We start from the raw sequence: 12,334 nt of genomic DNA, 5'->3' as shown, positions 1-12,334 counted from the left end.
CGGCGAGGCCTTCGACGCCGTCCTCGGCGGGGGCGGCGACGCGGCGGGCACGCTGGGCTGGATCTCCCTCGTCCTGCTCGGCGTGGTCCTGGCCAGGGGCGCGTTCGACATGGCCGGGCGGCTCGGCAGCGAGACCCTGGCCAAACGGCTCGAACGCGACACCCGCGAGGAGCTCTACGTCAGCCTGCTCGGCAAGAGCCAGACCTTCCACAACCGGCAGCGCGTCGGCGACCTGATGGCCAGGGCCGCCAACGACATCAGGCAGCTCAACATCATGATCAGCCCGGGTGTCGACCTCATCGTCGACTCCGGGCTGGCCGGCCTGGTGCCGATCGTGTGCATCGCCTTCCTCGACCCGCGCCTGCTGCTGGTGCCCGGCCTGTTCGCGCTCACCTTCGTGCTGGCGCTGTGGCACTACATGCGCATGCTCAACCCGGTGGCGACCCGCATGCGCGAAGACTTCGGCGACCTCAACGCCGCCCTCAACGAGGCGGTCAGGGGCATCGAGGTCATCAAGGTCACCGCGCAGGAGGGGCAGGAGCGGGTGCGTTTCCGCCGCCTGGCGCGCGCCTACCGCGACTCCTTCGCGCGCAACGGGCTGGTCCAGGCGCGCTACCTGCCGACCCTGCTGTTCGCCTTCGCCATGGCCGGAGGGCTCTGGCACGGCCTGGCCCTGCACGCGGCGGGCGAGCTGAGCATCGGCGGCCTGGTCACCTTCATGAGCTGGATGGGCATGCTCGGCTTCCCCGCCCAGATGTCGACCTTCACCTTCTCGCTGGTCCAGATCGGCATCGTGTCGGCCCGCCGCATCCTGTCGATCATGACGTCGGAGGAGGAGCTCGCCCAGCGACCCGATCCGCACGCCGCCACGATCCGCGGCGAGATCGTCTTCGAGAACGTCACCTTCGCCTACGACACCGACGACGCAGGCGGCACCAGTGCCGGTGGCCACGCGCTGCGCGGAGTCGACTTCACCATCGCGCCGGGCGAGACCGTCGCCATCGTCGGCGAGACCGGCTCGGGCAAGAGCACCCTGGCCAAGCTGATCCCCCGCATCTACGACGTGAGCGCGGGCCGCATCCTCGTCGACGGCGTCGACGTGCGCGACTGGGACCTCGACTCCCTGCGCTCCCAGATCTCCACCATCGAGCAGGACATCGTGCTGTTCTCCCGCTCGGTCGCCGAGAACATCGCCTTCAGCCTCGGCCAGCGGGCCGAGCGCGCCGAGATCGAGCGCGCCGCCCGCGACGCGCGGGCCGACGAGTTCATCGCCGAGCTCGGCGAGGGCTACGACACGGTGATCGGCGAGCGGGGCGTCACGCTCTCGGGCGGCCAGCGCCAGCGCCTGGCCATCGCGCGGGCCCTGCTCACCGACCCGGCCATCCTCGTGCTCGACGACTCCACCAGCGCCGTCGACTCGGCCACCGAAGACCTCATCCAGCAGGCCATCACCCGCATCCTCGAAGGGCGCACGACCTTGCTGATCACCCATCGGCTGTCGCAGATCAGGTGGGCCGACAAGGTGCTGCTGCTGCGGCGCGGCGAGCTGGCCGACTTCGGCACCCACGACGAGCTGCTCGGCCGCAACCGCCTCTACCAGCGCATCTTCGCCCACTACGACGAGGTCATGACGCCCGAGCAGACGGGAGCACGCTGATGGGTTTCATCATGGACGGCCTCGACGCCGACGACTACGACCGCACCTACGGCGACGGCGCGCTGCTGCGCCGCATCGGCCGCTACTTCCGTCCCAAGGCCGGCGCCATGACGGTGGTCGCCACCATGATCGTGCTCGTCTCGGTGGGCCAGGCCGCGCTGCCGGTGGTCTCCAGCATGGCCGTCGACGCGGTCGCCGACGGCACGATCGGCGAGGTCGCCGTCCCGCTCACCCTCGCCCTGCTCGCCGCGGGGGCGCTGAGCTGGCTGTGCTCGTTCGTCCGGCACTGGCAGACCGCCAAGGTCACCGGCGACGTGGTGCTCCAGCTGCGTCAGGACGCCTTCGACGCCGTGCTGGCCCGTGACATGTCGTTCTACGACGAGAACCCGTCCGGCAAGATCGTCAGCCGGGTCACCTCCGACACCGACGACTTCGCCACCATCTCCACGCTGACGATGGACCTGATCAGCCAGATCCTCATGGTCGTCTTCGTCACCGGCATGCTGTTCGTCCGCAGCGTCGAGCTGGCGCTGCTGACGCTGCTCATCGTCCCCGTCGTCGTCGCCCTGGCCCTGGGCTTCCGCCGCATCGCCCGCAAGGTCACCCGGCGCGCCCAGCGCTCGCTCAGCCGCGTCAACGCCAACCTGCAGGAGACCATGGGCGGCATCGCCGTCGCCAAGAACTTCCGCCAGGAACAGCAGGTCTACGAGGAGTTCCGTCCCATCAACCTGCAGAGCTACCAGGTGACGCTCCGGCAGGGCTTCGTCTTCTCCTCCATCTTCCCCGTGCTGTTCATCGTCGCCGGCCTGGCCACCGTCGGCCTCGTCCAGCTCGGCGGCACCTCCGTGCTCGGCGGGGGCATCTCCGCCGGAGACTGGTTCCTGTTCCTGCAGGGCGTCTCGCTGTTCTGGTTCCCGCTCACCTCGATCGCCGCGTTCTGGTCGCAGTTCCAGCAGGGCCTCGGCGCAGCCGAGCGGGTGTTCGCCCTCATCGACGCGCCGCCGAGGGTCGTCCAGCACTCCGGCGAGACCGTCGAGCACCTGCGCGGGCGCATCGGGTTCCGAGACCTGACCTTCGGCTACACGCCCACCACCCCGGTGCTGCGCGGCTTCTCCCTCGACATCGCCGCCGGCGAGAGCCTGGCCCTCGTCGGCCACACCGGAGCGGGCAAGTCCACGCTGGGCAAGCTCATCACCCGCTTCTACGAGTTCCAGGAGGGCAGCCTCCTCGTCGACGGGCGCGACATCCGCTCCCTCGACCTGGAGGCCTACCGGCGCCAGGTCGGCGTGGTGCCGCAGTCGCCGTTCCTGTTCAGCGGCACCGTGGCCGACAACATCCGCTACCCGCGGCCCTCGGCCTCCGACGCCGACGTCCTGGCCGCCGCCACCGCCGTCGGCGGAGGCGACTGGCTCGACGCGCTCCCCCAGGGCCTGGCCACCGACGTCGGCGAACACGGCCGCGCGCTGTCCATGGGCCAGCGCCAGCTGGTGGCGCTGGCCCGGCTGCTCGTGCAGGACCCCGCCATCGTCGTGCTCGACGAGGCGACGGCCAGCGTCGACCCGCTGACGGAGGCGCAGATCCAGGAGGGGCTCGACGTGGTGCTCGCGGGGCGCACCTCGATCGTGATCGCGCACCGGCTGTCGACGATCGAGCACGTGGACCGCATCCTGGTGCTCGACCATGGGCGGATCGTGGAGGAGGGCGACCACGCGGGGTTGCTGGCGGCGGGCGGGAGGTACTGCGACGTGTACAACACCTACTTCCGCCACCAGTCGCCGAACTACCGTCCGGGCACCGGCTTCGTGAGCGTGACGGCCTGAGCCCCGTGAGACGCTTTCGTGCTCAGGCCAGGACCAGGCGCCGCACCCCCGTCATCGTCGGCGTCGGGATCATCTCCACGCCCTCCCCCGCCCGCAACGGCCCGAAGTAGTCCAGCAGGATGTCCAGCGCCACCCTCCCCTCCAGCCGCGCCAGCGGCGCCCCCAGGCAGAAGTGCACCCCCCGCCCGAAGGCCATGTGCGGGTTGGGGTCCCGTCCGGGGTCGAACTCTTCGGGGTCGGCGAACTGCCGGGGGTCGCGGTTGGCGGCGGCCAGCCACACCAGCATCATCTGGTCCGCCGGGATGGTCGCCTCCCCCACCGCGACCTCGCGGCGGGTGGCCCGGCTGACGGCGGCGAACGGCGTGAACAGCCGCAGCGACTCCTCGATGGCGTGCGGCACCAGGCTGCGGTCGGCCATGACGCGTGCCTGCTGCCCGGGGAAGGCGTCCAGGCAGAGCACGGTGTTGCCGAGCAGCATCGTCGTGGTGATGTGCCCGGCCAGCAGCAGCGTCATCGCGAAGTTGACGACCTGGTCGTCCGGGAGGCGTTCGCCGTCGACCTCGGCCTCGACGAGGCGGGTGATGAGGTCGGCGCGCGGGTGCAGGCGCCGCTCGGCGGCGTGGGCGGCCAGGTAGGCGGTCATCTCCTTCCACGGCTTGATCGCGGCGTCCATCTGCTGGCCCTCGGCGGGCTCCGCCAGCGAAAACTTGGCGTCGCGCTGGAAGAGGGCGTCGGCCCACTGCTTGAACAGGTCCCGGTCGCCGGTGGGCACGCCGAGCAGTTCGGCGATGACGATGACGGGCAGCGGGTAGGCCAGGTCGGTGACCAGCTCCAGGCGTCCGCGTTCCTTGGCGGCGTCGAGAAGTTCGCGGGTGAGCTCGGCGATGCGCGGCTCCAGGTCGGCGACGACCTTCCTGGTGAACGCGCTGCTGACGAGCTTGCGCAGCTTGCCGTGCAGCGGCGGGTCGATCTGGGTGATGAAGCCCTCCATCGAGAACTCCTCGCTGTCGGGCACCATGCCCTTGGGGAGCAGCCGGAGGGTGTTGGAGGAGAACGTCTCGGGATCGCCCAGGATGTCGTGCGCCTCGGGGTAGCCGTAGACGTTCCACATGCCGGTCTGGGCGTCGAACTCGACGGCGGGCCCGGATCGCGGCCCGTGCAGCCAGAAGTGCTGGTCAGAGATGTTGTAGCGGGTGGCGAGGTCAGTCATCGCTCGTCCCTCTCTCGTAGATCCACTTGCGATAGGGCGGGATCAGCTCCTGATAGATCGCGGCGAATTCGGCCGCCGCAGCCGTGAGAGCCTCGGGGGACGGCTCGTCCGCCGGTTCGAACGCGTGCCGTACGGTGAACGCCAGCGCGTCGGCCCTGGCCTCATCCGACAGCTGTTCCCCCGCGCTCTCGCCGCCGTCGAACAGGTAGAACCCGGTCTGGGCGGCGGTGAGCGCATACGACAGATGCGGCACGTCGGGGCGCAGCAGGGCGTACCTGGTGGCCGTGTCGTGGATGCGACCGGCGGCCAGCAGGTCGTGGCTGCGCATCGGGTGGTGCGCGAGCTTGCCCAGCAGGTCGAAGTCGGTCGTGAACAGCGCCTTGAGCAGGGGCCGGCGGCAGATGGCGAGGAACGACGCCCTGGCGAAACGATGCGGCCGCACCTGGGTGGGGTCGGCTCGCAGCAGGTCGGCGAGTTCTTCGATGAAGTCGATGGAGGTGCGCAGCATCAGGGCTTCGAAGAGTTCGACCTTGGTGCGCCAGTGCAGGTAGACGGTGCCTTTGCCGACGCGGGCACGGTTGGCGATGTCCTCGACGGTGACACGCCGGTAACCGTGGCGGACGAGGAGCTCGCCCGCCGCGTCGAGGATGATGTCGGCTCTCATGACCGGATTCGAAATCTAGTCATACGTTCACGCTACGCCCCGGCCCGATGAGGTTCAACCCCTTGCGCCCAAGCGGCCAAACCTGCGCTACCAGCGCTTCTCCGCAAAAATTCCCATAGCCGGGCTTTGTGGTGATTCTTCGATCTTGCTGATAGGAAGGTGTCCATCACCCCCACAGGCGTCGCATGCGGCGCGAGGAGGGGGACGCATGACAGGCGAAGAGCGGGTTCCACGCCCCCCATCGGTGATGGACGCCGTCATCCCGATGGTCACGCTGGTCGTGCTCATCGCCGGTTCGCTCGCCGTCTTCGGGCTCGACGCGCTCGACGGGCCGGTCCAGGTCGCCCTGATCCTGTGCGTCATGGTCGCGGCCCTGGTGGTGATGAAGAACGGCCACAGCTGGGCCGAGGTCGAGGAGAGCAGCAAACGCGCCGTCTCCTCCGTCACCAGCGCCATCTTCATCCTCCTGTCGGTCGGCGCGCTCATCGGCGCCTGGAACCTGTCGGGCACCATCCCGACCCTCGTCTACTACGGCATCCAGGTGTTGTCGGCCAGCTGGTACTACGCCGCCTGCGCGCTCATCTGCGGCGTCATCGCCATGTCGATCGGCAGCTCGTGGACCACGGCGGGCACCATCGGGGTCGGGCTGGTCGGCATCGCGACCATGCTCGACGTCTCGACCGCGATCACCGCGGGAGCCGTGATCTCCGGCGCCTACCTCGGCGACAAGCTCTCGCCGCTGTCGGAGACGACCGTGCTGACGGCCCAGCTGGTCAAGGTCGACGTCTACGAGCACATCAAACGGCAGGCGTGGACCTCCATCCCGGCCTTCGTGCTCGGATTCGTGGCCTTCCTCGTGCTCGGCCTGACCGGACCGCCGGGGGCGACGGAGGCCGAGACGACCTCCGAGCTGGTCGCGCTCGGCGACATCTACTGGATCACCCCGATCAACCTGCTGCCGCTGGTCCTGCTGGTCTACCTGTCGGTGCGCAAGGTCCCGGCGCCGCTGGCGCTGATGGCCGCCGCGTTGTTCGCCGGGGTGCTGGGCTGCTTCACCCAGCCCCAGGTCACGCAGGCCTTCTCCGACAACCCGATCAAGGCCGTCTGGCAGGCGATGGCCACCGGCTTCCAGATGTCGTCCGGCATCCCGGACATCGACCAGCTGCTGTCGCGCGGCGGCATGGTCAGCATGCTGCTGACCCTGTGGCTGATCATCGGCGCGGTCACCTTCGGCACGCTGCTGGAGGAGTTCGGGCTGATCAACCGGCTCATCGACCCGCTGGTCAAGGCGGCCAAAGGCACCGGAAGGCTGTTCCTGACCGTCTTCGCCTCGGCGTTCGGGCTCAACATCATCGCGGGCGACCAGTACATCGCCCTGGTGCTCCCTGCCCGGGTCTTCCGCGCCGAGTTCGCGCGCCGCGGCCTGGCGCCCACCAACCTGTCGCGGCTGACCGCCGACTCGGGGACCGTCACTTCTCCGCTGGTGCCGTGGAACTCCTGCGGCGCGTTCATGGGAGCGGTGCTGGGCGTGCCCACGTTCGCCTACCTCCCGTTCTGCTTCTTCAACATCTTCAGCCCGCTGCTGAGCGTGGTGTACGGCTTCACCGGCTTCAAGATCGAACGTGTGGGGGTCCTGGATGACGGCACGGACTGAGACCTCCACCTCCGGCAAACTCTCCCTGCCGACCCTGACCGCCATGGTCGTCGGCGGCATGGTCGGAGCCGGCGTGTTCTCCCTGCCGCGCAACTTCGCGCAGGCCACCGGGGTCTTCGGATCGATGATCGCGTGGGCGATCGCCGGGTTCGGCATGCTGATGCTGGCCTTCGTCTTCCAGACGCTGGCCGTACGCAAGCCCGATCTGAACGCGGGCGTCTACGCCTACGCCAAGGCCGGGTTCGGCGAGTTCCCGGGCTTCTTCTCCGCCTTCGGCTACTGGGCCAGCGCCTGCGTCGGCAACGTGTCGTACTGGGTGCTGATCAAGTCGACGATCGGCGCGGTCGTCCCCGGCTTCGGCGAGGGCAACACGATCCTGGCGGTCGCCATCTCCGTCGTCGGCGTGTGGGCCTTCCACTACATGATCACGCGCGGGGTAAAGGAGGCCGCGGCGATCAACCGGATCGTGACCATCGCCAAACTGGTGCCGATCCTGCTGTTCGTGGTGATCGTCGCCGTCGCGTTCAAGGCCGGCACGTTCAGCGCCAACTGGTGGGGCGACGGCGAGGGCCTGGCCGAGCAGGTCAGGGCGACCATGCTGGTCACCGTCTTCGTCTTCCTCGGCGTCGAGGGGGCCAGCGTCTACTCGCGCTACGCGCGCCGGCGCGAGGACGTCGGCAAGGCCACCGTGATGGGCTTCGTGAGCGTGCTGGCCCTGTTCGCGTCGGTCTCGATCCTTTCGTACGGCGTGCTGCCCCAGACCGAGCTCGCCGAGCTGCGCCAGCCGTCCATGGGCGGGGTGCTGGAGTCGGTGGTCGGCCCCTGGGGCGCGGTCTTCATCGGCATCGGGCTCATCGTCTCGGTCCTGGGCGCCTACCTGGCCTGGACACTCATGGCGGCCGAGGTGCTGCTGGTCGCGGCCAAGGACGACGACATGCCGCGCTTCCTGCGCAGGGAGAACGCCCACGGGGCCCCGGTGGCCGCCCTGGTGCTGACCAGCGCGCTCATCACCGCCGTGCTGGCCGTCACGCTCTTCTCCGACGACGCCTTCACCTTCACGCTCAAGCTGTGCAGCTCCCTGTCGCTGGTGCCGTACCTGCTGGCCGCCGGATACGCGCTCAAGATCGCGGGCGGGCGCGGGCGCGAACTCGTCGTCGCCGTGCTCGCCGTCATCTACACCGCGTTCCTGATCGTCGCCGCCGGGCTGGAGTTCCTGCTGCTGTCGTGCATCGTCTACGCGCCCGGCACGGTCCTGTTCGTCATGACCCGCCGCGAACGCGGCGGGCGGATCTTCTCGCCCGCCGAGCTCGCCCTGTTCGTCCTGGTCCTGGCCGGAGCAGTCGCCGGGATCATCGGCCTGGCCACCGGCCTCATCACCATCTGATTGGAAGGGATGCTGACATGTCATTCGGAGTGCACTCCGAGGTCGGCACACTGCGCAAGGTCATCGTGCACCGGCCGGAGCTGAGCATGAAACGGCTCACCCCGACCAACAACGACCGGCTGCTGTTCGACGACATCCTCTGGGTCGAGCAGGCCCAGCGTGAACACGACGCCTTCGTGGCGATGATGCGCGAACGCGGCGTCGAGGTCTTCTACCACCAGCAGCTGCTGGCCGAGGCGCTCGACGCGAGCTTCGAGGCCAAGCAGGAGGCCATCGAACGCGCCGTCACCCACCTGACGGTCGGGCCCGCGATGGTCGACACCGTGCGCGAGACCCTGGCGGGCTGGAGCGGCGCCAAGCTGGCCGAGCACCTGATCGGCGGGCTCACCAAGCAGGAGTACGGCACGGCGGACCTGGACACGCGCTCCCTGGTCGCCGCCGCCTCCGGCCAGGGCGAGTTCATCCTGCCGCCGCTGCCCAACTCGCTCTACCAGCGCGATCCCTCGGCGTGGCTGTACGGCGGCGTGTCGCTGAACCCGATGTTCTACCACGCGCGCCTGCTGGAGACGATGAACCAGTCGACGATCTACCACCACCACCCGATGTTCGCCGGCGAGGAGTTCGCCTTCTGGTACCCGGACTCCGGCGAGGACGACCGTTTCCACGAGGAGGACTACGGCACCGCCGCGATGGAGGGCGGCGACATGATGCCGATCGGCAACAAGGCCGTCGCGATCGGGCTCAGCGAGCGCACCACCGCCCGCACGATCGAGCACATCGCGCTGTCGTTGTTCGCGGCGGGAGCCGCCGAGCGGGTGCTCGCGGTCAACGTCCCCAAGCGCCGCTCCTACATGCACCTCGACACGGTCTTCACCTTCCTCGACGCCGACAAGGCCACCGCCTACCCGCCGTTCCTGGAGACCGCGACGACGTACTCGCTGCGGCCGGGCGACAAGCCGGGGACGCTGGAGGTGCACCAGGACGCGAGCTTCGTCGGCGCGCTGGAGGACGCGCTCGGGCTGAGCAGGCTGGAGGTCATCCCGACCGGCGGCGACGACTTCCAGCAGGCCCGCGAGCAGTGGGACTCGGGCAACAACTTCTTCGCGCTGGCTCCCGGGGTGGTGGTGGGCTACCACAAGAACCAGTTCACCAACCGCAAGCTGCGCGAGCACGGGGTCGAGGTCATCGAGATCGAAGGATTCGAACTGGGCAAGGGACGCGGTGGAGCACACTGCATGACCTGCCCGTTCGAGCGGGACGGGGTGTGATCATGAAAGCAGCGCTCATCGCCGCGGCCTGCGCGCTCGCGCTGGCCGGATGCGGTTCCACGCGCGGTCCCGACGACTGGCGCAGCAACCACGTCGACGGCAAGGTCGGGTCGGTCAGGCTCGTGCATCTCACCATCGAGGCGCCGCCGATGGATCAGCAGCAGGTGGGCGGCAACCTGCCGCTGTACCTGACGCTCTTCAACGACAGCGACCGCGAGCAGGTGCTCGACGCCGTGAGCACCACCGAGGCCAAGCAGGTCGTCCACCGGGACGCCTCGGGGGCCGTGGTGCAGCCGATGCGTGTGGTCGTGCCCGCCAAGGGGCAGGTGTCCCTGCAGAAGGGCGACGGGCGGGGCTTCCTGGAGCTCCAGGGCGTCAACCGGCAGCTGGGCGCCACACCGATTCCGGTGACCTTCCGGTTCCCGACGGCGGGCTCGGTCACCGTCCGGGTCCCGGTGGTGCCGGTCAGCACCCCGTCGCCATCGTGACGTTCGGCGAGGAGCACGGCATGACGGGACCCATCCACACCCAGCGCGTCTACGACGACCGGCCCGCCGAGGGCTCGGTCTACCTCGTCGACCGGCTGTGGCCGCGCGGGGTGAGCAAGGAGGAGCTGCACGTCGACGGCTGGCTGAAGGACGTGGCGCCCTCGGCGGAGCTGCGCACGTGGTTCGCGCACGACCCCGCCCGGTTCGAGGAGTTCTCCCGCCGCTACCGGCGAGAGCTCGACCGGCACCCGGACGCCGTGCGCCCGCTGCGCGAGGCCGCCGCCGCGGGCCCGGTGACGCTGCTGTACGCCGCCAGGGACACCGAGCACAACCAGGCGATCGTGCTGCGCGACTACCTGATGGGACCGTAAAGTGGCGCTTCGTGGAGATCATGGAGCGTGCACTCGACCAGATCCAGCGCCTGTTCGACGGCATCACGCCTGAGCAGGAACACCTGCCGACGCCGTGCCGGGCGTGGGACGTCCGGCAACTGGCCAACCACATCGTGGGCGAGGTCCACTACTTCGCCGTCGTCACCGCCGGCGGGGAGCGCAAGGAGACCGGCGAGGACTTCCTGGGCGACGACTGGCCGGCCGCGTTCCGCGCCTCCGCCGCGGAACTGCGCCAGGCCTGGCGGGACCCCGGCGTCGGCGAGCGCATGATCAAACTGCCCTTCGGCGAGGTGCCCGCGGAGCGGACCATGGGGCAGCAGCTCTCCGAGCTGGCCATCCACGCCTGGGACCTCGCCACCGCCGCCGGCCGCCCGACCGACCTGGACCCGGAGGTCGGTGCGGCGGCACTGGCGTGGAGCCACGCCAACATCCAGCCGGAGTTCCGCGGCAGCGAGGCGGACGGCTACCACGTGGGCCCCGAGGTGAAAGTCCCCGCCGACGCCCCGCTCTACGACAGGATCGCCGCCTTCGGCGGCAGGCAGCCCTGACCGCTTATCCGGATCTAGCGCCCGCCCCCCAACCATGATCCTCACCGGCTCTCCCGCCGCAACGGAGGATCACCATGAGAAGACTCGCCGCAGCCCTGTCCTCGACCGTCCTGCTCACCCTGGGCGCCGCCGCTCCGCCCGCCCACGCCCGTACCGGTGACGTCCAGCGGGCCCTGAACACCCTCGCGCGCGACACCGGCGTGGTCGGAGCCATCGGGGCCCTCTACGTCGACGGCAAGCGGGCCGATCACGGGTCCGCCGGCTCCCGCCTGGCCGGCGGCAAGGGCGGCAGGATCCCCTCCGGCGCCCGCTACCGCGTCGGCTCGCAGACCAAGCTGATGACCGCCGCGATCGTCGGCCAGCTCGCCCAGGAAGGCCGGTTCGGCCTCGACGACACACTCGCCGGCCTGCTCCCAATCGGCGACCTCGTGCCGGGGGCGGCGCAGATCACCGTACGGCAGCTGCTCAGGCACACCTCGGGCATCCCCGACTACTGGCGGTCGGGCCGGTTCGACGACTTCGACTTCACGACCTACCACAGCCCCCAGGAGCTGGTGGCGGCCACCCGCGACCTGCCCCGCGCCGGCGCGCCCGGCGAGAGGTTCGAATACTCGAACACCAACTACGTGCTGCTCGGCATGATCATCGAGAGGTTCGGCGGGACGAGCCTGCCCGAGGCCTTCGCCCAGCGCGTCTTCGAACCCCTGGGAATGACGCGCAGCTACCTGCCGACCCGGCCGCCCCAGGGCATCGAGGGGCCGCACGGGCACGGCTATCTGCCAGACGAGCACGGCGCCCTCGTGGACGTGGACCGGCAGAACGCCAGCTACGGAGGAGCGGCGGGCGGCGTGATCTCGACGAGCGACGACATGGCCGCCTTCCACCGGGCGCTGCAGCAGGGCAGGCTCCCGGGCGCGCCCGGAGGCGGCCCGGGAGGCGGCCCCGGAGGCGGGCCTGTGGGTGGCGGGCTGTGCGGCGACGCGCTGCCGGTGCGGGCGGCGGCGGGAAACGCGCCGGGCTTCATGGCGGTCACCTACTCCACGGCGGACGGGCGCCGCCAGTTCACCGTGTCGGCCACCCTGCGGGTGAAGGACTATTTCGCGATCGGCGCGGCCGTCGACCAGGCGGCCAAGGCGGTGCTGTGCCCTGAGGTCTAGCCAGCGGTTCCCTGCGGGCTCACACTGGGGGCATGCCAGGGGACTCATCGTTTCCCGGAGAGCGCGTGTTGTGGACGGGGGCGTCCCTTCGG

Annotated in this window: 10 protein-coding genes and 1 pseudogene; 9 read left to right on the top strand and 2 right to left on the bottom strand. The window is 69.9% G+C overall.

Features of this window, described 5'->3' with window-relative positions; genetic code table 11:
• Both ACIBH1_RS28490 and ACIBH1_RS28485 read left to right on the top strand, forming a co-directional pair.
• A pseudogene (locus ACIBH1_RS28490) lies at positions 1-1,657 on the top strand (ABC transporter ATP-binding protein); the annotation flags it as partial.
• Positions 1,657-3,477, top strand: a complete 1,821-nt coding sequence (locus ACIBH1_RS28485) for an ABC transporter ATP-binding protein (protein ID WP_397317013.1) — start codon at positions 1,657-1,659, stop codon at positions 3,475-3,477. The pseudogene ACIBH1_RS28490 and the gene ACIBH1_RS28485, both read left to right, overlap by 1 nt.
• A gap of 22 nt (positions 3,478-3,499) precedes the next feature.
• Here the strand turns inward: ACIBH1_RS28485 and ACIBH1_RS28480 are convergent, their stop codons facing one another.
• Both ACIBH1_RS28480 and ACIBH1_RS28475 read right to left on the bottom strand, forming a co-directional pair.
• Positions 3,500-4,687, bottom strand: coding sequence for a cytochrome P450 (locus tag ACIBH1_RS28480; protein ID WP_397317012.1), 1,188 nt, complete (start codon positions 4,685-4,687; stop codon positions 3,500-3,502).
• Positions 4,680-5,351, bottom strand: coding sequence for a TetR/AcrR family transcriptional regulator (locus tag ACIBH1_RS28475; protein WP_397317011.1), 672 nt, complete (start codon positions 5,349-5,351; stop codon positions 4,680-4,682). Before ACIBH1_RS28475 ends, ACIBH1_RS28480 begins: the two co-directional genes overlap by 8 nt.
• A 208-nt stretch (positions 5,352-5,559) precedes the next feature.
• On the opposite strand from ACIBH1_RS28475, the gene nhaC reads away from it, so the two are divergent.
• The 7 genes from nhaC to ACIBH1_RS28440 all read left to right on the top strand — a co-directional run bounded on the left by nhaC (position 5,560) and on the right by ACIBH1_RS28440 (position 12,242).
• Positions 5,560-7,005 carry a Na+/H+ antiporter NhaC gene (gene nhaC, locus ACIBH1_RS28470; protein ID WP_397317010.1) on the top strand — a complete coding sequence of 482 codons (1,446 nt, stop codon included), beginning with the start codon at positions 5,560-5,562 and terminating at the stop codon, positions 7,003-7,005.
• The gene (locus ACIBH1_RS28465; RefSeq protein ID WP_397317009.1) at positions 6,989-8,389 is read left to right on the top strand and encodes a basic amino acid/polyamine antiporter; all 1,401 of its coding nucleotides are present in this window, start codon (positions 6,989-6,991) and stop codon (positions 8,387-8,389) included. The genes nhaC and ACIBH1_RS28465 overlap by 17 nt, the downstream gene beginning before the upstream one ends.
• A gap of 17 nt (positions 8,390-8,406) precedes the next feature.
• Entirely contained in the window at positions 8,407-9,657 is a 1,251-nt protein-coding gene (locus tag ACIBH1_RS28460; RefSeq protein WP_397317008.1) for an arginine deiminase, read from the top strand.
• Between the two features lie 2 nt (positions 9,658-9,659).
• The gene (locus ACIBH1_RS28455) at positions 9,660-10,145 is read left to right on the top strand and encodes a hypothetical protein (protein ID WP_397317007.1); all 486 of its coding nucleotides are present in this window, start codon (positions 9,660-9,662) and stop codon (positions 10,143-10,145) included.
• Positions 10,146-10,165: 20 nt separating this feature from the next.
• A complete protein-coding gene (locus ACIBH1_RS28450) occupies positions 10,166-10,516 on the top strand; it encodes a DUF488 domain-containing protein (RefSeq protein WP_397317006.1) in 351 nt (116 codons plus the stop codon).
• 20 nt (positions 10,517-10,536) lie between these two features.
• Positions 10,537-11,085: a TIGR03086 family metal-binding protein gene (locus ACIBH1_RS28445; protein ID WP_397317114.1), complete on the top strand. Its 549-nt coding sequence runs from the start codon at positions 10,537-10,539 to the stop codon at positions 11,083-11,085.
• Positions 11,086-11,159: 74 nt separating this feature from the next.
• A complete protein-coding gene (locus tag ACIBH1_RS28440) occupies positions 11,160-12,242 on the top strand; it encodes a serine hydrolase domain-containing protein (protein WP_397317005.1) in 1,083 nt (360 codons plus the stop codon).
• Positions 12,243-12,334: the final 92 nt, after the last annotated feature.

Source organism: Nonomuraea sp. NPDC050663 (assembly GCF_044456985.1).
In the GTDB taxonomy this organism is placed as follows: Bacteria; Actinomycetota; Actinomycetes; order Streptosporangiales; family Streptosporangiaceae; genus Nonomuraea.
This window is presented reverse-complemented; position numbering and strand designations above follow the sequence as displayed.